At 64.9% G+C, this 20509-nt stretch carries 23 protein-coding genes; 11 read left to right on the top strand and 12 right to left on the bottom strand.

The window, feature by feature from the left end:
- Positions 1–15 precede the first annotated feature (15 nt).
- The 9 genes from JQ616_RS30980 to JQ616_RS30940 all read right to left on the bottom strand — a co-directional run bounded on the left by JQ616_RS30980 (position 16) and on the right by JQ616_RS30940 (position 6297).
- Complete coding sequence (locus JQ616_RS30980; RefSeq protein WP_212021292.1) at positions 16–183, bottom strand: hypothetical protein; 168 nt, start codon at positions 181–183, stop codon at positions 16–18.
- A 47-nt stretch (positions 184–230) separates the two neighbouring features.
- The gene (mscL, locus tag JQ616_RS30975; protein WP_024578876.1) at positions 231–650 is read right to left on the bottom strand and encodes a large conductance mechanosensitive channel protein MscL; all 420 of its coding nucleotides are present in this window, start codon (positions 648–650) and stop codon (positions 231–233) included.
- Between the two features lie 74 nt (positions 651–724).
- Entirely contained in the window at positions 725–1003 is a 279-nt protein-coding gene (locus tag JQ616_RS30970; protein ID WP_212021290.1) for a hypothetical protein, read from the bottom strand.
- Positions 1004–1079: 76 nt separating this feature from the next.
- Positions 1080–1484, bottom strand: a complete 405-nt coding sequence (locus tag JQ616_RS30965; RefSeq protein ID WP_212021288.1) for a DUF3597 domain-containing protein — start codon at positions 1482–1484, stop codon at positions 1080–1082.
- A 281-nt stretch (positions 1485–1765) separates the two neighbouring features.
- A complete protein-coding gene (locus JQ616_RS30960) occupies positions 1766–2266 on the bottom strand; it encodes a Rab family GTPase (RefSeq protein ID WP_212021286.1) in 501 nt (166 codons plus the stop codon).
- Positions 2266–4008 carry an OmpA family protein gene (locus JQ616_RS30955; RefSeq protein WP_212021284.1) on the bottom strand — a complete coding sequence of 581 codons (1743 nt, stop codon included), beginning with the start codon at positions 4006–4008 and terminating at the stop codon, positions 2266–2268. Before JQ616_RS30955 ends, JQ616_RS30960 begins: the two co-directional genes overlap by 1 nt.
- A gap of 2 nt (positions 4009–4010) precedes the next feature.
- Positions 4011–4373 (bottom strand): hypothetical protein, encoded by a 363-nt coding sequence (locus JQ616_RS30950; RefSeq protein ID WP_212021282.1) that lies wholly within the window; start codon positions 4371–4373, stop codon positions 4011–4013.
- 160 nt (positions 4374–4533) lie between these two features.
- Positions 4534–5190 carry a response regulator transcription factor gene (locus JQ616_RS30945; protein WP_212021280.1) on the bottom strand — a complete coding sequence of 219 codons (657 nt, stop codon included), beginning with the start codon at positions 5188–5190 and terminating at the stop codon, positions 4534–4536.
- Positions 5191–5226: 36 nt separating this feature from the next.
- Positions 5227–6297: a sensor histidine kinase gene (locus JQ616_RS30940; RefSeq protein ID WP_212021272.1), complete on the bottom strand. Its 1071-nt coding sequence runs from the start codon at positions 6295–6297 to the stop codon at positions 5227–5229.
- A gap of 136 nt (positions 6298–6433) precedes the next feature.
- Here JQ616_RS30940 and JQ616_RS30935 point away from each other — a divergent pair, with 136 nt between their 5' ends.
- Positions 6434–6853 carry a hypothetical protein gene (locus JQ616_RS30935; protein WP_212021270.1) on the top strand — a complete coding sequence of 140 codons (420 nt, stop codon included), beginning with the start codon at positions 6434–6436 and terminating at the stop codon, positions 6851–6853.
- Positions 6854–6904: 51 nt separating this feature from the next.
- Here JQ616_RS30935 and JQ616_RS30930 read toward each other — a convergent pair whose 3' ends face one another.
- Positions 6905–8383 (bottom strand): hypothetical protein, encoded by a 1479-nt coding sequence (locus JQ616_RS30930; RefSeq protein ID WP_212021268.1) that lies wholly within the window; start codon positions 8381–8383, stop codon positions 6905–6907.
- A gap of 27 nt (positions 8384–8410) precedes the next feature.
- Positions 8411–9364: an alginate lyase family protein gene (locus tag JQ616_RS30925; RefSeq protein ID WP_212021266.1), complete on the bottom strand. Its 954-nt coding sequence runs from the start codon at positions 9362–9364 to the stop codon at positions 8411–8413.
- A gap of 247 nt (positions 9365–9611) precedes the next feature.
- On the opposite strand from JQ616_RS30925, the gene JQ616_RS30920 reads away from it, so the two are divergent.
- The 4 genes from JQ616_RS30920 to JQ616_RS30905 are packed head-to-tail and all read left to right on the top strand — an operon-like array spanning position 9612 to position 12270.
- Positions 9612–10067 (top strand): MarR family winged helix-turn-helix transcriptional regulator, encoded by a 456-nt coding sequence (locus JQ616_RS30920; RefSeq protein WP_212021264.1) that lies wholly within the window; start codon positions 9612–9614, stop codon positions 10065–10067.
- A gap of 52 nt (positions 10068–10119) precedes the next feature.
- Entirely contained in the window at positions 10120–10695 is a 576-nt protein-coding gene (locus JQ616_RS30915) for an isochorismatase family protein (RefSeq protein WP_212021262.1), read from the top strand.
- Entirely contained in the window at positions 10682–11011 is a 330-nt protein-coding gene (locus JQ616_RS30910) for a hypothetical protein (protein WP_212021260.1), read from the top strand. Before JQ616_RS30915 ends, JQ616_RS30910 begins: the two co-directional genes overlap by 14 nt.
- On the top strand, positions 11008–12270 hold the full coding sequence (locus JQ616_RS30905; RefSeq protein ID WP_212021258.1) for an MFS transporter: 1263 nt from the start codon (positions 11008–11010) through the stop codon (positions 12268–12270). The genes JQ616_RS30910 and JQ616_RS30905 overlap by 4 nt, the downstream gene beginning before the upstream one ends.
- On the opposite strand, the gene JQ616_RS39490 is transcribed toward JQ616_RS30905, so the two are convergent.
- Positions 12267–12557 carry an MJ0042-type zinc finger domain-containing protein gene (locus JQ616_RS39490; protein ID WP_349630072.1) on the bottom strand — a complete coding sequence of 97 codons (291 nt, stop codon included), beginning with the start codon at positions 12555–12557 and terminating at the stop codon, positions 12267–12269. The genes JQ616_RS30905 and JQ616_RS39490 overlap by 4 nt on opposite strands.
- A gap of 370 nt (positions 12558–12927) precedes the next feature.
- Here JQ616_RS39490 and JQ616_RS30895 point away from each other — a divergent pair, with 370 nt between their 5' ends.
- The 6 genes from JQ616_RS30895 (at position 12928) to JQ616_RS30870 (ending at position 20465) form a co-directional block, all read left to right on the top strand.
- On the top strand, positions 12928–13635 hold the full coding sequence (locus JQ616_RS30895; RefSeq protein ID WP_212021696.1) for a TetR/AcrR family transcriptional regulator: 708 nt from the start codon (positions 12928–12930) through the stop codon (positions 13633–13635).
- A 19-nt stretch (positions 13636–13654) separates the two neighbouring features.
- A complete protein-coding gene (locus tag JQ616_RS30890; RefSeq protein ID WP_212021256.1) occupies positions 13655–14626 on the top strand; it encodes an ABC transporter permease in 972 nt (323 codons plus the stop codon).
- A gap of 38 nt (positions 14627–14664) precedes the next feature.
- The gene (locus JQ616_RS30885; protein WP_212021254.1) at positions 14665–15681 is read left to right on the top strand and encodes a sugar ABC transporter substrate-binding protein; all 1017 of its coding nucleotides are present in this window, start codon (positions 14665–14667) and stop codon (positions 15679–15681) included.
- A gap of 76 nt (positions 15682–15757) precedes the next feature.
- Positions 15758–17878, top strand: coding sequence for an ABC transporter permease (locus JQ616_RS30880; protein WP_212021252.1), 2121 nt, complete (start codon positions 15758–15760; stop codon positions 17876–17878).
- Complete coding sequence (locus tag JQ616_RS30875) at positions 17875–18972, top strand: hypothetical protein (RefSeq protein WP_212021250.1); 1098 nt, start codon at positions 17875–17877, stop codon at positions 18970–18972. Before JQ616_RS30880 ends, JQ616_RS30875 begins: the two co-directional genes overlap by 4 nt.
- Complete coding sequence (locus JQ616_RS30870; RefSeq protein ID WP_212021248.1) at positions 18969–20465, top strand: sugar ABC transporter ATP-binding protein; 1497 nt, start codon at positions 18969–18971, stop codon at positions 20463–20465. Before JQ616_RS30875 ends, JQ616_RS30870 begins: the two co-directional genes overlap by 4 nt.
- Positions 20466–20509 lie beyond the last annotated feature (44 nt).

Below are 20509 nucleotides of genomic sequence, written 5' to 3'. Positions count from 1 at the left end.
CGCACCTGACCTGCGCTAGCGCTTGTCGTCATCTCGCTCGTCTGCGTCACTCGGCGGTTGCAGGCCGGGGCTGTTGGCCCAGCGGTCGAGGTCCTCGATAACCTGCCGGTGGCTCGGCCGTAGCTTGGACGGACCACCAGGCTCTTGCGAAAGCTTTCGCGGCAGCTTGACCTGTTCTGGCATGACGAGGCTCCAGAGCTGGGCAGTACGCAGGATACAAGCGGCGATCGCTACGCACGCGACTTGAGAAGATCGCGGATCTCGGTGAGCAGCTCCTGATCCCGGGTCGGCTTCGGCGGCTCGGCTGGCGCCGCGGGCGCTTCGCGCTTGAGCTGGTTCATGAGGCGAACCACGATGAACAGCACGAAGGCGACGATCAGGAAGTTGAGCGTGAGGGTGAGGAAGTTGCCCCAGGCCAGCACCGCGCCTTGCTTCTTGGCATCGGCGAGGTTGGTCGCGGTGACCGATTTCGACAGCGCGGTGAAATAGTTCGAGAAGTCGAGCCCGCCGCTGACCGCACCGATGATGGGCATGATGATATCGGCCACCATCGACGAGACGATCGCGCCGAACGCCGCGCCGATGATCACGCCGACGGCGAGATCGACGACGTTGCCCTTCATGGCGAATTCCCTGAATTCCTTCAGCATGTGATCTCCCGATTCAAGAAAAGAGTGTGCGCGACCCGGCGACGGGATCGCCGGCCGCAGCAAAGGTGCGAAGATTATTTGCGAACTTCCGACTTCGCCGGCGCTGTGACCGCTTGTGCGGGCGCCGCCTGCTCCCAGGGTGCGGGCAGGATGACCCGCGCCGGCGGCGGGAGCTGCGCAGCGCGCTGCACATTCGCATTCGCCGGATGCTGCTCGTCGCCGGAATTATCGGCGCGGGCGATGGCGATGGTGATGCCCAACGCCAGTGCTGCGAGCCCGAGGCCCGCGCCGATCGACGCGGCGGCGACGCCGATCCGCCGCCTGTTCAGGATGGCAAGATGAGATGAGGTCATCGCCACAGCTCCTCACGCAATACACATGGTTCAGAGCCGTGCGGGCGAGAACGCGCGCACGGCTCAAGGAAGATCGTCAGGTCTTGATGTCGGCCGGCAGCTTGCCGCCATTGGCGGCGAGCTTGGCCATCACCTGCTGGTGCAGCCAGACATTCATGGTGGCGGTGTTGTTGGTATCGCCGGTGTAGTGCAGCTCCTTGGCGAGCTCCTTGCGCGCCGCAAGGCTGCTGTCGAGGCCGAGCGCCTTCATCAAATCGACGATCGAGGTGCGCCAGTCGAGCTTCTCGCCGGTGGCAGCAGCCGCCTTGTCGACGATCGCCGCGACGTCAACCGTTTGCGCGGTGGGCGTGGCGGGAGCTGACGATGATGTCGATGTTGATGCCGGTGCGGCTCCGGGCGCAGCCGTCGTCGTGGTCTCAGCCGTCTTGGCCTGGGCGCTGTGGCCGAAGATTGCACCCATGATGCTTCCAAAAATGCTCATGTCTCTCACTCCGTATGCCCGGGACAGCGTCGGTCTCGTGGCTGGTTCCGGTGACGGGGCGGACGATAGGCAGGCCATTGGCCGAGCGGAAGATGACCATCGTCACTATCGGAGTGTGGGACGGCGTGATGCAGTCGGGGAGAGAATCGTGCGGTCGCGTGCCGCACGTCGCGAGCGTTTCATCGTACGCCCCACGTGCGATGAAGTCAGCCGTCCCGGCCCGATTCGCCAGCCCCGAGAAGTCGGGACGGCTGACACCAACGTTTTGTGGGCTTGCTAAACTAGAGCTGACGGCGACGAATGGTTTGCGCGAGCTCGACAAAGCTTTCGGCGATACCGACACCGGTCTTGGCGCTGACCGATTTCACGCTCGACTTCGCGAGCCCGGCAATCAGGCCGGCGCTGCCCGCGGCTTCCGGGAGATCGATCTTGTTGAGCAGCGCCCGGTAGGGCCGGCCCGGGAACCGCTCCTCGAAACCGCGAACCAGTTCGACCATGCGCGTCACGGTCTGTGGCCGCGTGACGTCGGACACGATGATGGCCGCGGAGGCGCCGGTGACATAGACGGTGTCGAAGATCTGCGTGCCGAAATCGCCGTCGGTGTCCCACAGCACGAGACGCATCGGATCGCCGCCATCCGTCGGTGTCACGTCATGGCTCAGGATCTCGACGCCCAGCGTGGATTTGTATTGGCCCTCGAACCGGTTGTAGATCAGCCGATAGAGGATCGACGTCTTGCCGACCCCCATGTCACCGAGCAGCATGACTTTTGCGGTGAGCATCAGCGGGCCACTTCGCCTCGATAGACGGTCTCGAACGCCACGCGGCGGTTGCCGCCGACGGTGGCGTCGAGCCGGTCGGTGATCGGCATCGTCGCGGCGCGCGACACCAGGATCAGCCGCGACGGATCGACCCCGAGCGCGGTCAGCCTGCGCTGCACCTGCTCCGCCCGCTTGCGTCCCAGCGTCTTGTTGGTGCCTTCGGTGCCACTCTGATCGGCGTAGCCGACGATCCGCAGCCTGAGATCGTTGTTCGCCAGCAGCCCGGCGAGCTCGCGCAGTTGTTGCTCAGCCTGATCATTGTCGAGGAATTCGTCGGCATTGTTGACGAAGAAGATCGCGGTCGTGGCGATGAAGCGTTCGAGCCTCGCCGCCGGGCCGTCGGCGACGGACTGCAGCCTGGCAACTTGCTCACCCAGTTTGGCGGACTGTTCGCCGAGCTTGTCGTACTGCTCGGTCAGCCCGGCCAATTTCTGGTCGCCCGATCTGGCCTGCGTGCTCATCGCCTCGCGCATCTGGTCGAGGCTCGCCTGCAGGCGCTTCAGGCTCTCTGCGATGCTGGCCTGCGATGCCGCAACCTGATCCGGCGCGGACACCAGCCCGATGCGGTCGACGACCTTGTACGGCGCCGCGGCCGCAGCGAGCGCATCGATCAACGGCGCGGTTTCCAACTGGCTCGGCTCGATGCCCGAGACGGCCACGCTTCGACCACGGTGATCGAAGTCGAGCCGCAATGGGAAGGTGGCCAGCAACGGCTGCTTGGCGGCGAGCTGCTCCAGCGCCGCATTCGTCCGCCGCTCCAGCAGGCCCCGTGTCACCGAGGTCGCGGCAAGGTAAAGCAACAGCGCGGCCACGGCCGCGAGCACGGCGAACAGGATCACCTTGCCGCGCCGGCTCGCGATCCGCCGCGGCGCGTCGTCGGTCTCGATGGCGGCGGCGAGCGAGGCGAGCATCGGCCCATCGCAATCCGCGCCGCGGTCGATGCGTTCGATCGCATCGAAGAACAGCGAGTTGATCCGGGCATTGTCGGCGGGACGCAGCGGACCGAGGCACTCCGCGGCCAGGATGTAGCGCGGCGAGGCGCGCAGCGCGAGCTGCCGTCCGCCGAAATCGAGCGTCTGCAGATTGCCTTCGCCGGCCAGCGCCTGCACCGAAAATTCGAGGATCGCCGCGACCATCGCGCTAAGCAGATCAGCGCGCTCGTCGGCGGTCGCTTCGCGCTTCCAGTCGGCGATCAGGCGGCCGTTGCCGCGCTCGATGATCAACAGGCGGTTGATCTGCGGCGGAGCATCCGCAAGCACGAACTCGCTGATCGGACGACCCGTCACCAGCGACTTGACGCGCCCGACCCACAGCTGCGCCGAGGTCAGGGCATTGATGCGCTGCTCGAGCGAGGCAACCAGTTCCCTGAACGCGTTGGCGACCGCAGCGCTGACCAGCCGGCCGACGATCGGATAGAGCGCCTCGATCATCTGCTCGCGCGAATTCTTGATCTCGTTGCGGATCGCAGAGACCACGACCGGCGCGATCGCACTGGCGAGCTCGCGCGGCCGGTTGACCTCGGCGCGCTCCAGCGCCTCGACCAGAATGCCGGCGGTTGCGGTCTCCAGCCGATCGGAATTACCGACATAGCGCTGCAGCGAGTCGAGATTGGCCTCCAGCGACGTCAGACGCGTCGCCTCGGGCTGAAACAGCAATGTCTTGAGCTGCTCGATCTCGCGGTTCTGGCCGGCAGCAGCTGCCATGGCTATTTGCCCGTGCGGCCCGATCCCAATCCGCTGATGACGGAACCGAGCTGGGTGATGGCCGCGCCGACATCCTTCAGCGAGTCGAGGCGCTTCTGCTCGGTATCGCGCTCAAGGTCGGACAGCCGCGCAGAAATCGCGGTGAGCTCGTTGGTGAAGTCCGCCTGCATCTGCTTCAGCGACGCCTGCATTTCCTCGCGCAGGCCCGAGAGGTTGGTCTCGAGCGAGCGTTGCGCGCCGCCGAACAGGAGGTCGCGGACCTGGTCGATCGCCGCCATGCCATGCGCTGCGGCATCCGCGCCGTTGCCGGCCGCCGCGTTTGCCAGTCCATCCGCATCCTTGGTCTGGCGCTCGATACCCTTCATGGTCTTTTCCTGCTTACTCAAAGCTGCGCAATCCGGACCTGCCGTCTCAAAAAGCAAATCCGAAACAACCCTATAGCCAATTTTACGGGCGCGGCCCAGAGAAAGGCGAGCAATTTCAGCCAGATCAGCCGCCTGGTTGTACGGACAAGGCCAATTATTTCTAGTAAGTGATTGCCTTTATTGCGAGTTCCGTACGGTTCTTGACCTGGCATTTCTCCAGGATGGTGCTGACATAGTTCTTCACCGTGCCCTCGGCCAAATGCAGCCGCTCGCCGATCTCGGTGTTGCTCTTGCCCTCGACGATCAGCGTGAGAATTTCATTCTCCCGCGCCGTCAGCCCGTCGCGCACCGGCAGCTTCGCCGAGACGCGCGGGCCGCGCAGCCGCTTGAACTCGTCGAGGATGCGGGCGGCAACACTCGGCGACAACCCGGACTGGCCGTTGATCACGGCGCGGATCGTCGAGGCGATCTCCTCCATCCTGGCGTCCTTCAACAGATACGCCTTGGCGCCGGCGCTCACCGCCTCGAAGATCAGGTCGTTGGTCTCGAACGTCGTCAGTACCACGATATGGGTCTGCGGCAGCTCACGCAGAATCCGCTGGGTCGCCGCAATGCCGTCGACACGCGGCATCTGCAGGTCCATCAGGATGACATCCGGCCGATAGCGCCGCGCGAATTCGATCGCCTGCTCGCCGTCGGCAGCGCCGGGAAGGATCTCGAAATCGTCGTTCTGCTGGGCCAGCAGCGTGGCGATCCCTTCCCTGATCAGGGTCTGATCCTCGGCGATCAGCACCCGCACCTTCTCAATCCTGCTCACGGGCTTCCGTCATCCTCTCGAGGTGTGGCGACCACATCAATCGGCCAGCACGCCGGCAGATGCTGCCGGCGGCACCGCCACGGGGAGCGATATCCGGACCAGCGTTCCCTGTCCGGGCGCGCTCTCCACCGCGCAGCTTCCGCCGACGAGTTCAGCAAATTCGGCCATTCCGATCAATCCGAAATGTCCGGGCGTCGGCACCGCAGGATCGAAGCCGCGGCCGTCATCGCGGATCTCGACGACGAGTTTCCGGCCGACCGCGGCCGGTTCGTCGAAGGCGTGAAACGAGACGCGGCGCGCGTGCGCATGGGTCTGAACATTGCGCAGCGCCTCGCTGAGGATGCGCTGGACCGTCAAGCCGCAATCGCGCAAGCCGGCCCGGGCCGCCTCGTCGATCTGGATCGACACCCTGACGCCGCTGCGGGTGGCGAAGTCGCTGAGCTGTCCCTCGACATCCGGATCGAGCTTCCAGTCGTCGGGCATGCGCAGGCGCGCGATCGCCTCGCGGGCGCGGCCGAGACCGCTTGCGGCCGCATCTTCCGCCGTTGCGAGACTGTCCGCCACGCGCGCGGGGTCGGCCGTCAGATAGTGCCTGATCAGCCTGATCTGGGTCAGCAGCGCCACAATCGAATGCACCAGCGTGTCGTGCAGATCGCGCGCCAGCCGCAGCCTTGTGCGCGCCAGCGAGGCAAAGCGCACCTCCGCGCTCGCCGCCTCGAGCTGCTGCTCCATCAGGCGCCGCGCCCGTCGCTCGCTGCCGAGCAGGGTTTCGACCTGACGGCCCGAGAAATCCGGCGTGGCGATGACGAAGTAATGCGACTGCGCGCCATTCCACAGCACGACCGCCGTCAACGGCTGCGTGATATCAGGCGATGCACCGCGCACACCCGCCAGCGCGATCATGTCCCGCTGGCCGCTTGCAAGCGCCGCCAACTCGGCCTCCATGCCGACCAGCAGCATGCATTCGCAGCAGTCGACGCCGATTGCGGGAAGCCATTCGACCAGCCGCCCGATTTTCCGCTGCATGCTCCGGTCGGGACCGATGACGGCAAGTCCGATGACGTCGGCTTCTGCGGCCGCAAGCAAATCCTTGCTCAGATCGATCATGCGTTGCCCATCAACTCAGCGAGCAGCCCACTCTGGCGTAAGCCGGCAGCGGCCGCAAACGAATATGACTTTCGTCACAACTGATCCTGACTTTCGTCAGATGCCGCCGCCGCCCGAAATGCGGTTCACTTTGCGGATGAGCAACAGCGTAAGCCATGTTGTGCCACATGCCGGCGTCCATGACGATGCCGGCCGTGCGCCGGGCTTCGCCGAAGGCCGCGCCAGTCGACCGGAATGTGAGCTGACTATGAAGCCCGCGCCACGGAGAGCGTCGCGCATCGAGCTGCGCATGTTGGCGGAAGCGGAAAAGCCCGCGCGGCGCCGGCGCCTGAGCGCGACCCAGAAGCTGGCGTTGCAGGAAGCGCTGGCCGGCCGCCTGCAGCTCTACCCACGCGGATATGCCGCGAGCAAGACCGGACCGTTCCACTCCCGGCGTGCCATTCTTGGACTGGTGCGCGCCGGCCTGATGAGCCTCAGCGCGACGGCGCGCTACGCCGCCGTGACCCGGCGCGCACGGGACATGTACGAAGCTGCGGCGGCCACCGAGAGTGAGTGAGCTGCGACGACAAGCTCCGGCTCCGGTGCAGTCCGGTCTACACGCGCTGGATTAATGTGTGTCGGCCAGGCCCTGGATCTGAATAATTGAATCGTGAAGTTGCGCACCCGCACCCAGGCGAACATAGGCGTGCGACGGGATATCCTGGATGTCCGGCCCGACGATGGCGTGATGACCTGTGGCGGTAGGAAAGAAAAAGCCAACCGGCGCGCCCTTGTTCATGGAAATCATGGCGCCCCCGGTCCAAACCAGCCCGTCCTCATCGCTGCGCACGCCGGCTTCCGAAGCACCATCGACCTCGCAGTTGGTGAACTGGATTTTGCCCCGCGTCCAGTACTCGTAACGTGGAGTCCCCCACGCGTGCACATTCGTATAGAAATTGTGGGCTGAGCCGGTATCCCGCACGTTGGCGACCGAGGCATGGGCAACGACCAGATCGCTGAAATGGCTGTCGCCAGCCGAGTTGAGGATCCCGAATAACGGCGCGCGATGCGGCATGATCGACGTCGTGTCCGCCGTGATCGTGCTGTGGTCAACCATGAACTCCCAGATATTGGTGTACCAGCCGTTCGGGCTCGCCAGCATGCCGTCCGGGTTCACGGCAACGGTCCCGAGATGCAGCCCCGCGATCCGATTGTCATTGTAGTAGAGGTTGGCGTGATGGCCACCATGGCCACCCTGGATATCTGCGCCAAAGTCGGCCACGCCGGAACCGTCGATGCCGAAGTCGAACAAGTTGGCCTGGTTGTGCTCACCGGCCGGCTCCTGGATTACCGCGCGCATCGGCGCCAATGCCACGAGCCATGATCCGCCGCGGCCGCCGCCGCGCAGCGTGACCTGCTCCATGCCGAACGCGCCTCTCTCGCGTCCGCCCGGCAACGCAATAGCCGCACCGACGCCGCATACGCCGTGCGGCAGGCGAACTTCGCCGAGATCCCATTGCGGGACCGAAGCACCCGAGAAGATCGCATTGATCGCAGGTGCATCGTCCGAGCCATAGGCAACATAGCCGTCATGTGCGTCGACCGACGTCTGCGCCGGGAGGGAGAGGACGATTTGTGATTTGGATTCGACCTGCGTGATGCTGCCTGCGAGATTGCTGCCGCCCGCGCCGGCTCCGGCTACAACCACCAGCTTGCCAACATCGCCCGGTGCAAACCAGGCGTCGGGCACTGTCAGCTGCCGCGAACCTGCGGCGATCGACACCCGATGCCACCTGAGCACGACGGTGTTGCAGACGGCACCATAGTCGAGCACGCTCGGTGTATCATGCAGCTTGTCGCCCAGGCGCCGCGAGGTCTGCGCATTCTTGATCGTCACCATGTCGCCGGAAAGATCGGGCGAGGCAGCGAACGCAGGAAACACCGTGGCCACGAAAAGACACGCTGAAAGGGTGCAGACGCCGCGCATCGTGAACTGCAAGCATGCATGTCCGACCATTTCAGAACGCTGTAGCGCCCTGAACAAACAACAAATGCGGCGCGATGCCCAAGCCATCAATCCGATCACAGCCGCAGCAAGCAATTTCATCGTACATTCTCCGAAGTCTCTCTGAAGCTAGTCCGGCAGGGGCGCGCCCCAGGTCGCCGTCACATTGCCGCCGAGCCGTGGATTGTTCAAAGGCCGCCGCGCGCGCAGAAGCGGCGGCAAGTCCGGACTGTGAAAGCGAGCGTAGTATGGCTCCATCCAGGCAAGGTCGCCCTGGAAGGTCCAAGGGAACAGCTGCTGCGGGACCTGGGTGAGCGCGCCAAAGCTCCGTTCGTCCTTGACCGCGCGAATGATCACGGCGGCGAGCCGATGGATGGCGCCATTGTTCTCCGCATAGAGGTCGATCTTGCGGCGGCTTGCGAGTTCGGCGCAGAACACCAACGGGGTGAGCGCGAAATTGTGATAGTGCAGCGCGCGCTCGCCACGCTTCAACTCGCGTTCCAGTTCGCCGTGAGGCCCGATGTCCCGGACGCCCTGACGCGCGCGGGAAAGACCCGCCTCGACCAGATCACCGCGATCCGTCAGCGTGCCGATCGACATCAGGTCGAGTCCGGCCCAATAGACCAGATTGTTGCCGAGATGGTTGATGCGATCGGCATCGCGGGTTTCCTCGGCAATCCGGATCAGCCGTGGCTTGATGTGCTGGAAGCGATGATCGGCCTTCACGGTCGCGCCGGGAAAGCGCAGCAGCGCCAGCGCGAAATCGGTCCCGGCCCAGGAACGTTCGAAATCGCCCTGGTAATTGGCGCCGATCGTCAGCAGCGCATGTCCGCTCGCCCACCCCGCGAGCAGGTCCATCAGGCAATCCAGATCGCGTTCATCGGCCGCCTTGTTGACCTCTGCAATGAACGCATGCAGCGGTTTGATCGCTTCCGCGTAGCCGCCGACATTCTGATAGAAGCCCGGCGGATCGACCGAGGTCAGCGCCGGTGGCGGTTCGCACGTCCGCGCTGCGGCCGGCTGCACGAGGGAAGCAAGGGCGATCGATCCGCAGATCGTCGTGAGGCGGATATCAAGCTTCATGGGAAGAACTCCGCGAGCCACCGCGGGAGACGAGACGCCACATCGTGAGCGCGGCGCAGTCATCGTCGACCGCAGGCAGGAAGACAACCAAATTGAAAGTGATGCGCTGCGGAACCGGGTTCAGACGCGGTTCAGATTTGGAGCGTCGTCCAGCAATGCCCGACACATGCGGCCGATCACGCAAATATGAAGGTAGTCTGCACAGCTAATCTTTACAGTTTACCTTCATATCTGCTACCGACGTGCCATGAACAATGCATCGGCAACCCGTACCGGCCCGGCACGCACCTCCGCGCTCGCCGAAGACCTTCGCCTGCTGATTGGAAAGCTGAAGCGTCGGCTGCGCGAGCAGGGCCAGCGTGAGGATCTGCCGCCATCCCAGGTCGCGGTGCTGCTTCGCCTCGAGAAGGACGGTCCTGCGACCGTGTCCAGCCTGGCGCGATCGGAAGGGATGCGTCCGCAGTCCATGAGCTCGGCGATATCAGCGCTCGAGACCGCGGGCCTGGTCCGCGGCGCGCCCGATCCGGACGACGGCCGGCAGACCATCATGTCGCTCACCGAGAGCTGCCGCGAGCGGCTACGCACCGGCCGCGCCGCGCGGCAGGATTGGCTGTCGCGTACGATCGCCGCGCGACTGTCGGCGCGCGAGCAAGACGAGCTCGCGACCGCCGTCGGCCTGCTGAAACGGCTGGTCGAGGATTGATGCCGGCTGCGCCGCGATGGTCGCGAACAGGTTCGATTGAAAGGAGACGATGATGGCCCTGACGACGTTCGATCCGATCACCGCCCTCATTGTCGTCGATCTGCAAGCAGGTCTCGTCGGCGCGCCCTTCATCCATCCGTTTGCCGACGTCGTGGCGCGCACTTGCGCCCTGCTCGCCGCGTTTCGAACGCGCGGCCTGCCGGTCGCGCTGGTCAATGTCGATGGCGCGGCGCCCGGACGAACCGAGCGGCCACGCCTCGGCGCGGCATTTCCGGACGGCTGGACCGACCTGATCCCGGAGCTCGGCCGGCAAGCGAGCGACATCGTCGTCACCAAGCGGACATGGGGCGCCCTCGCCAGCACCGATCTCGAGAAGGAGCTGCGCGCCCGCGGCGTCACCCATGTCGTGATCACCGGCGTTGCGACCGGCACCGGCGTCGAATCGACGGCACGGCAGGCTTATGAGGCCGGCTTCAACGTCACGCTCGCGATCGACGCCATGACCGATGCGCGGCCGCACGCGCATGACTACAGCATAGAGCAGGTGTTCCCGCGGCTCGGCGAAACCGGCTCGACGCAGGCGATCATCGATCTGCTTGAAAGGACCCACGCGCATGAACTGGCTTGACCTCGTCGCCTATTTCTTTGGCGGCGCTTTCCTCACCAATGCGATACCGCATGTCGTCGCCGGTATGATGGGCGAGCCGTTCCAGAGCCCGTTCGCCAAACCGCGGGGCGAAGGCCTGTCGTCATCGACCGTCAACATCGTATGGGGCTTCTTCAACCTCGCGGTCGGATATCTGCTGGTCTGCCGCGTCGGCGACTTCGGCTTGAGAACCAGCAGTGACGTGGCGGCGCTCGGTCTCGGCGGCCTCCTGATCGGTCTCTTCCTCGCGCGGCATTTCGGACGGTTTCACGGCGGGAATGAACCCCAGAAAACATGAGACGCGTCTTTCGATCACTCGCAAGCTTCAATTACCGGGTCTGGGCGGCCGGCGCGCTGGTGTCCAACATCGGCACCTGGATGCAGCGCGCCGCCCAGGATTGGCTCGTCCTCACCCAGCTGACAAATCACAGCGCCTCCGCGGTCGGCATCGTGATGGCGCTGCAATTCGGCCCGCAGCTGCTGCTGATGCCGTGGTCCGGCCTCGCCGCCGATCGCTTCAACCAGCGGCGGCTCCTGATGGCGACGCAGGCGACGATGGGCACGCTGTCGCTCATCCTCGGCATTCTCACCGTCACCGGGCTGGTGCAGCTCTGGCACGTCTATGTGTTTGCGTTTCTGTTCGGCTGCAGCGCCGCGCTTGACGCGCCGGTCCGCCAGACCTTCGTGGCCGAGCTGGTCGGCGATCGAGACCTGTCGAACGCCATCGCGCTGAACTCGACCTCGTTCAATGCCGCACGCATGGTCGGCCCGGCGATGGCCGGGCTGCTGATCGCCTCGGTCGGCACCGGCTGGGCGTTCCTGTTCAACGGGGCGTCCTTCATGGCGGTGCTGACGTCGCTCAACCTGCTGCGCAAATCCGAGCTTCGACCGAATGCGCGCGCGCTCCGCACCAGGGGCGGCATCATGGAAGGATTTCGGTATGTCTGGTCGCGCTCCGACCTCAGGGCGACCCTGGTCATGCTGTTTCTGATCGGCACCTTCGGGCTGAATTTTCCGATCTTCATCTCGACCATGGCGGTCGGCGTCTTCCATACCGACGCGCGCGGTTTTGGCCTGTTGTCATCGATGATGGCGATCGGGACGATGTCGGGAGCGTTGCTGGCCGCGACCCGCGACCAGCCGCGCTTTGCCGCGTTGATGCTGGGCTCTGCGATCTTCGGCGTCGGCTGCACGCTGGCCGCACTGGCGCCGAACTACTGGCTGTTTGCCGCCGCCCTCGTCGTGATCGGCATCGCCTCGTTGACGATCTTGAATACCTCGAATGCGCTGATGCAGCTCTCCACCGAACCGGCGATGCGCGGACGCGTGATGGCGCTGCGGCTCGGCGTTGCGCTGGGTGGCACGCCGATCGGCGCACCGATCGTCGGCTGGGTCGCCGATCACCTCGGCCCGCGCTGGGCGCTCGGCGTCGGCGCCGCCGCCGGCTTTGCCGCTGCGCTGGTCGCGCTCGGCATGCTGTCGCGATCAGGCGGCGAAGCCGAACTTCGCGGCCAGGAGGCACGAAGGAGCGAAGTCACCCTGCCGCAGCAGCGTTAGCTACGGCCTGACGTGAACCGGCAGCCACTTCGCTCGAAAACGCGCTGCGCTTTTAGTTTTGGCGCGTTTTCTTCACGCGAACCGGCGGCCACTTCGCTCGAAAACGCTCCTAGTAAGCGTAGGACGGCTTGCCCCGGCTGCACGGTCAGCCGGAAGGCAACATCGGTCGAGCCGTCCATCAGCTCGATCGTGTGGTGGCACACCAGGCAGCGAAACTCGCCGGCGACGCCGCCCTTCGACGTCAACTCGATCCGGCGATAGCCGGCCTGGCAATGGGGGCAGGTCACGTCAGATTTTCGCATCGAATCAGCAAGCCGTTGCTCTGTCCATTTTCCATATGCCCATCGTCAGAAATGTGACGGCGCTACCTCCGGCACCGGGAATTTGTGCTGAGCTTTCAGCGTGAAAAGTTCCCGAGCCCCGCCAGAGGCGCGCGCGGTTCGAGGCGGGGCCGCACGGCGCACGCCAAAAAACGAGCGAGCGCTCTCTCAGAAAATTTCGCGATCCCCCTTTTCTGATCGCCGGTTCGTGCGCTAGGAATTGAGCAAGGGCATCAAGCTCAGCCCGGACCGGCAACAAAATGAAACCGTCCGGGGACATAGCCAGGGAGGCAACGTGAGTCTCGCGCGTCAGCGGCCGGGGACGAATGTGTTCGCGATGGACGTGCTTTGCGCACGCATCCTCGAACGGCATCGCGATTCCATCCGGGTGCAGAAATCGCATCTCGCCGTTCCGAACCTCACGCGCATCATCGGCGCGACGCTGACGCTTTCCAACAAGCACGGCTTTCATGCCACCACCCTGCGCCAGCTCGCCGAAGCCTCCGGGCTCAGCATGGGCGGGCTCTACACCTATTTCGACAGCAAGCCGACGCTGCTGGCGATGATCCTCGGCGAGGTCGCGGAGACGGCCGCGGAGGTCCTCACCGCGCCGCCCGCCAGCGTGAAGCAGGATGCGCGCAAGCATCTGCACTGGATCATCGCAACCCATGTCCGCATGAGCGAGGCGATGCAGCCCTGGTTCGTGTTCTCCTTCATGGAAGCGAAGTCGTTTCCGCCGGCGGAGCGCCAGCGCGCCATCGAGATGGAGGTGATGACCGAGAAGATCATCGCCGACGTGCTCAAGCAGGGCGTCGCCAGCGGGGTGTTCACGATCGATCAGGTGACACTCACCGCCTCTTTGATCAAGCCGCTGCTGCAGGACTGGTACGTCAAGCGTGCCAAGTACCGCAGACGCGGCACCTCGATCGAAGCCTACATCAACGCCGTCGGTGCGTTCGTCGACGCCGCAGTCGCAGCCAGGACGCGGCCCGGCCGCGCCGCGACCGGCTCCCGCACGAAATCCAGGCCGACGGCGCACCCATAGAAGCAGGAAGGACGAGGCAATGAAGCGGCTGCGATTCAATCAACAGGAGATCGTCTTCGCCGTCTTTGCCGTGCTGTTCCTGGCCTTCTCGATTTTCCTGCGCGGCTTCCTGACGCCGGAGAACATGCTGACGCTGCTGCAGAACGTCGCGGTGCTTGGCATCCTCGGGCTTGCCATGGCGATCGTCGTGATCGGGCGCGGCATCGATATCTCGCTGATCGCAGCACTCGCGGTCCCGCCAGGGCTCGTGCTGCAGATGGTGCAGAACGGCCATTCGCTGCCGGCCTCGCTGTTCACCGCCGTGCTGCTCACGATCGCCTTCGGCCTGGTCAATGGCTGGCTGATCGCCTACGCCGAGGTGCCTTCACTGTTTGCAACGCTGGCGACCGGCCTGCTGCTCGCCGGCCTCGGCCAGGCCGCGCTGTTTCAGCTCGACGTCGTACAATGGAGCGACGGCATGAAGGGTTTTGAGCGGCTCGGACAGGGCACCATTCTCGGCATCCCGACCTCGATCGTGATGTTCGCGATCGCCTGCATCGTGGTCGCGTTCCTGCTGCGCCAGACGCGCTGGGGCGCCTATATCTACGCGATCGGCGACAATCCCTACGCGGCCCGCGTCACCGGCATCCCCTCGCGGCCGATCATCGTGCTGCAATATGTCGTGGCGGCGCTGATCGGCTGCTTCGCGGGCCTCGTGATGGCAGCCTCCGTCAATTCGATGCCGACTCGCATCTTCAATTCGACCCTGATCTACGACGTCATCCTGGTCGTCGTGCTCGGCGGCATCGGCCTGTCGGGCGGCCGCGGCGGCGTGCTCAACGTCATCATCGGCACGCTGCTGATCGGCACCATGCTGAACGGCATGACCATCATGGACATCTCCTATGCCGGACAAAACCTCGTCAAGGGTGTCGTCCTGCTGCTCGCCGTCATCACGGATTCATTCCTGAACCCGCGCAACGAAGAAACGGCACAGCAGGGCGACATCTGAACCAGCCACACAAGATCAACACGACCAAGGAGGAAGCAATGAAATACGCTGTCAGGACTGCAAAGGTGATCGCCGCAGCGCTCGGGCTCGCGGCCATTGCCGCCCCGGCTCTGGCCCAGCAGGGCCTCGACGAGCCGTTCCAGAAGCCGTTCAAGGAATCGCTCGCCGGCAAGACGGTGGCCTACGTGCCGGTCGCCATGAACTTCGACCTCACCGAAGGCTGGTACGCCGGCCTGAAGAAGGAGCTCGAACCCTACGGCGTCAAGTTCGAGATCCGCGATCCCAACTGGAACACCAATGCCGGCGCACAGGCGGTGACCTCGCTGATCTCCGAGAAGCCCGCCGTGATGGTGATCCACAATCCGGACGTGCAGACCTACGCCAAGCTGCTGCAGCGCGCCGAGAACGAAGGCATCTACGTCATCCAGATCAACATGGGATCGGCCTATCGCTCTTCGGCCTTCGTCGGCGCCAACTGGATCGAGATCGGCGAGAAAGACACTGACGCCGTGGTCAAGGCCTGCCAGGGCAAGTCGAACAAGATCGCCATCGTGCAGGGTGCGCTCTCGGCCGCCGCCAGCGCCTACACGCTGAAGGGCGTCGAGAACGTGCTCGCCAAGCATCCCGAGATCAAGGTGGTCTCGAGCCAAGCGGCCGACTGGGATGCCGCGAAGGCCAAGGCGATCACCCAGACGGTGCTGAAGCAGAACCCCGATCTCTGTGGCATCGTCGGCTTCTGGGACGGCATGGACATCGGCACCGCGGCTGCGGTGAAGGAAGCCGGCCTGACCGGCAAGGTGTTCGTCGCGACCTCCGGCGGCGGCGAACGCAAGGGCGCCTGTGAGCTCGTGAAGTCCGGCGCCTTCGATCTCAACCTGAGCTACGACGTGCCGACCCAGGCCGCGCAGATGGCCGGCACCATCAAGTGGCTGCTGTCGTCCGGCGCCAAGGCCGGCTCGATCAAGGGTTCGGAATACACCACCCTGATTCCGATCACCAAGGAGAACGCGGACAGCCAGACCTCGTGCTGGAATCTCAGCGACCTGAAGAAATAACCACAACCATTCCCGCTTGACGTCCCGGGCACAACTTGCCCGGGACGTCGCCCCCTAAATCCAACGCCTTGCTGGAATGCCGATGCGCGACACCTTGACGAGCCTGCGTTACCGCTACTGGCCGGACCATCTCCTCGGCGAGATCCTGTCCAAGCGTTGGACCGAGACCGCAATTCCGGTGATCCTGCTGTTGATCGTCGGCTTCGCGCTCAGCCGTTCCATCGATCACTTCCTGTCACCGGCAAGCCTTGCCGACACCGCACGGCAGGCCGGCGAGATTGGCTTCATCGGCCTCGGCATGGCGCTGGTGGTCATCGTCGGCGGCATCGACCTGTCGGTCGGCTCGATCTTCGCGCTGACGGATTTCTGCGCGCTCTATCTGCTCGACGTGCTGAACTGGCCGGTGCCCGCGGTGGTGGTGGCAACGCTTGCCTGCGGCGCACTGCTCGGCGCCGTCAACGGCATCCTGATCGGCTACTTGCGGCTACGCGCGTTCATCACCACGCTGATCACCCTGATCATCTACCGGTCGGCATTCGATCTCCTGATCCAGCGCTACTCCAATTCGATCGCCGCGGCCTTTCCCGACATCCCGTCGTGGAATTTCATCGGCGGCGGCGACGTGTTCGGCATTCCGAGCGTCGCGCTGGTCTATATCGCGATCGCGATCTTCGGCCATATCTTCATGACCCGGCTGCGCCCGGGCTGGCACATCACCGCGATCGGCGGCTCTCGTCGCTCGGCCTATAATTCCGGCATTCCGGTTCGTCGCACCATCGCGCTCTGCTATGTCGCAAGCGGCGCGCTGACCAGCATCGCTGCGCTGTTCTTTGCCGCAAGGCTCGGCACCGTCGGCGGCGATATCGGCGTCGGCCTCGAGGTCATCGTGCTGACCGCGACCGTGCTCGGCGGCATCACGCTCGGCGGCGGCAAGGGCTCGGTCGCCAAATCGCTGGTCGGCGTGCTGATCGTGCTCCTCATCACCAACGGCCTGACCACGCTCAATGCGCGAGGCGGCATCAACCGCATGGCCCTCGCGGGTATCCTGCTGGTCGCGGCGATGGTCGATATCCGCTGGCAGAAGAACCGCACCCGCATCATCAGCAAGGTCTATGTCGCGCCGACCTATCACGCGCTACCGCCGCCGGCCACTGAGATCGGCCAAGGCGGCCCGTTCGAGCAGAACGACAAGCTGCGCGACGTCGAATTGATCGGGCTCGGCCGCATCGAGGCGCCGGAGGACGTGATCCTCGATCGCAACAACAATCTCTACGCCGGCTCGCGCCATGGCGACATCATGCGCTTCTTCGCGCCGGACTATCAGCGGATGGAGGTGTTCGCCCATATCGGCGGCCAGCCGCTCGGCATGGCGTTCGACCGGCAGGACAATCTCTATGTCTGCATCGGCGGCATGGGCCTCTATCGCATCACGCCCGACGGCACCGTGGAGAAGGCGACCGACGAGACCAACCGCAGCATGCATTCGGTGAACGACGACAGCCGGCTGCGGCTGGCCGACGACCTCGACATCACCGATGACGGCCTGATCTTCTTCTCGGAAGCGACCGTGCGCTACGAGATGGACGAATGGCCGATCGACGGCCTCGAGGCCCGCGGCAACGGCCGCATCATCTGCTACGACACCAAGACCGGCGCCACGCACACCGCGCTGCGCGGCCTCAAATTCCCGAACGGCATCTGCGTCGCCAGCGACGGCCAGTCGATCCTGTTCGCCGAAACCTTCGGCTGCTCGATCAAGCGGCTGTGGTTCGCGGGACCGAAGAAGGGCCAGGTCGAGGTGGTGATGGACAATCTGCCGGGCTATCCCGACAACATCAATCTCGCCTCCGACGGCAATTACTGGCTGGCGCTGGTCGGCATGCGCAGCCCCTCGCTGGATCTCGCCTGGAAGATGCCCGGCTTCCGCCGCCGCATGGCCAAGCGCGTGCCGGTCGACGAATGGCTGTTCCCGAACATCAACACCGGCTGTGTCGTCAAGTTCAACGAGCAGGGCAAGATCCTCGAATCGTTCTGGGACCTGCGCGGCGAGAACCATCCGATGATCACCTCGATGCGCGAGCATCGCGGCTATCTCTATCTCGGCGGCATCATGAACAACCGGATCGGCCGGTACAAGCTTGATAACGCCGACCCGAACTTCGTGCAGTATGACAAGCGCTGGGGGAAAGCGTCGTGATCGCGGCCGTCAGGGAATTCGCCAACCGCTTTCTCGGCCGCGGCGAGGCCACCATCACCGTGCCGTCGTTCGATGGCGCGCTCAAGCCCAACCAAAAATTGGAGGCAGCGACCACCCTGCTGGAATGCGAGGCGCCCGAGGACCTCGCAACCGACGGCCGCAACCTCTATGTCGCCGACGGCCGGCGCCTGCTGCGCCTCGACGGCAGCGCGGCGACCGAGCTGCGCAGCTTCGAGCAGCCGATCTCGGCGCTGTGCGCGCTCGTCGATGGCGGCATCGCCGTCGCGCTCGGCGGACGCGAGGTGCGCCTCTACGCCAATCCGTCCTCGGGCGAGCCGAGTCTGACGTTCAGCGACGTCGCCTTCAATGCAATCAACGCGCTGACGCTGGCGGGCGACGGCACCTTGATCGCGACCGACGGCTCGGCGACCTGCGGCGTTGACGACTGGGCGCGCGACCTGATGGAGCTCAACCGGAGCGGCCGCGTGTTCCGGCTCGATCCCAAGACGAGGTCGGTGAAACCGCTGGCCTCGAAGCTCGGCTACGCCTTCGGCGCCTGCGTGCGCGGCGATGGCGTGCTGGTCAGCGAGAGCTGGCGGCATCGTCTGGTACTCGTCGCGGACGGCAGGGCGCCGCAGATCGTGCTCGGCCGCCTGCCCGTCTATCCGTCGCGGCTGTCAAAGGCCACAGGCGGCGGCTATTGGCTCACCGCGTTCACCGCGCGCACCCAGCTGATCGAGTTCGTGCTGCGCGAGCCGGCCTACCGGCGTCGCATGATGGCCGAGATCGATCCGGCCTATTGGGTGGCGCCGCGGCTGCGCTCGGGCTTCTCGTTCAAGGAGCCGATGCAGGGCGCGCATATCAAGACGATGGGCGTCATCAAGCCATGGGCGCCGCCGCGCTCCTACGGCCTCGTTATCCGGCTGGGTGAAGACGGCAAGCCGCTCTATTCGCTGCACAGCCGGGTCGACGGCGTCAATCACGGCGTCGTCGCCGCGCTCGAGCTGGGCAGCGACCTCATACTGATCGCCAAGGGACCAGGCCGCGTGCTGAAACTGCCCCTCGCCGGGCTTGCCGAGGAGACAGGCTCATGAGCGACACCGTACTGTCCCTGCGCAAGGCCACCAAGCTCTACGCCGGCGTCCCCGCGATCGAGGGCGTGGACTTCGACCTTCGCCGTGGCGAGATCCACGCGCTGGTCGGCGAGAACGGCGCCGGCAAGTCGACGCTGACCAAGGTGATGGCCGGGGTCGTGACGCTGACCTCGGGCGACATGACGGTCGATGGCGCAGCGGTTGCGCCGCGCACGCCGCTCGAGGCCCGCAATCTCGGCATCGCCATGGTGTTCCAGGAGAACAGCCTGGTGCCGACCATGACCGTGGCGCAGAACCTGTTTCTCGGGCAGGAGAAGTTCTACAACCGGCTGCGCGGCATCTACATCGCCGCCCAGCAATTCCTGCAATCGCTCAATTTCGACGTGACGCCGACCGCCACCGTAAGCGGGCTCGGCGCGGCCAAGAAGCAGATGGTGGAGATCGCGCGCGCCGTCCTGCACAAGGCCAAGGTCATCATCTTCGACGAGCCGACCGCATCGCTGACGCCGGAAGAGAAGAAGTACTTCTTCGATCTGGTCCGCGACCTCAAGAAGCGCGGCGTTTCGATCGTCTTCATCTCGCACGCGCTGGAAGAGGCCTTGCTGCTCGCCGACCGCATCACCGTGCTGCGCGACGGCAAGCACGTCATCACCGATGATGCCGCGAAATTTGACCGTGCGGCGATCGTGCAGGCGATGGTCGGCCGCGATTTGTCCAACACGCTGTATGGCGCCCGGAAGAGCAACGTCCGGCCGGCCGGAGCGCGCGTGCTGACGGTGCAGAACCTCAAGATGGCGCCGATGGTGAAGAATAATTCGCTGTCGGTGTTTGCAGGGCAGATCACCGGCGTGTTCGGTCTGGTCGGCGCCGGCCGTACCGAGACCTTCAAGATCGTGTCCGGCGTCTTGAAGCGCGACTTCTTTCACGGCGGCGAGATCCTGCTGCATGACAAGCCGGTGCGCTACCGAGTGCCGGCGCCGGCGGTCAAGGCCGGCATCGCCTATGTCACCGAGGATCGCAAGGTCGAGGGCTTCTTCGAGACCGCCTCGATCGCCCGCAACATCTATCTCGGTTTGCTCTCGAAGTTTCCCGGCGGCCGGATGATGTTGTCGCGGCGCGAGACCAACACGGTCGGCAAGACCTGGACCCAGCGGCTGAAGGTGCGCGCCATCGGCGACGAGGCCAAGGTGGTCGAGCTATCGGGCGGCAACCAGCAGAAGGTCGTGATCGCCAAGTCGCTGGTGCAGGAGCCCGAGCTGATCATCTTCGACGAGCCGACCCGCGGCGTCGACGTCGGCGCCATCGTCGAGATCCACGAACTGATCAACCAGCTCGCCGATGAGGGCAAGGCGGTGGTGGTGATCTCGTCCTATCTGCCCGAGATCATGGCACTCTCCGACCGCATCCTGGTCTCGCGCCAGGGCAAGGTGGTCGAGGAATTCTCCGCGCTCGAAGCGACCGAGGAGAAGATCATGTACGCGGCAATCCACTGATCGCCGCAAGAGACATGCGTCGTGGCCTACCGGCCACGCCATGG

It is taken from the genome of Bradyrhizobium tropiciagri (assembly GCF_018130545.1).
Taxonomy (GTDB): domain Bacteria; phylum Pseudomonadota; class Alphaproteobacteria; order Rhizobiales; family Xanthobacteraceae; genus Bradyrhizobium; species Bradyrhizobium tropiciagri_A.
The sequence above is the reverse complement of the archived record's forward strand: the minus strand, read 5'-3'. Positions and strand labels throughout refer to the sequence as shown.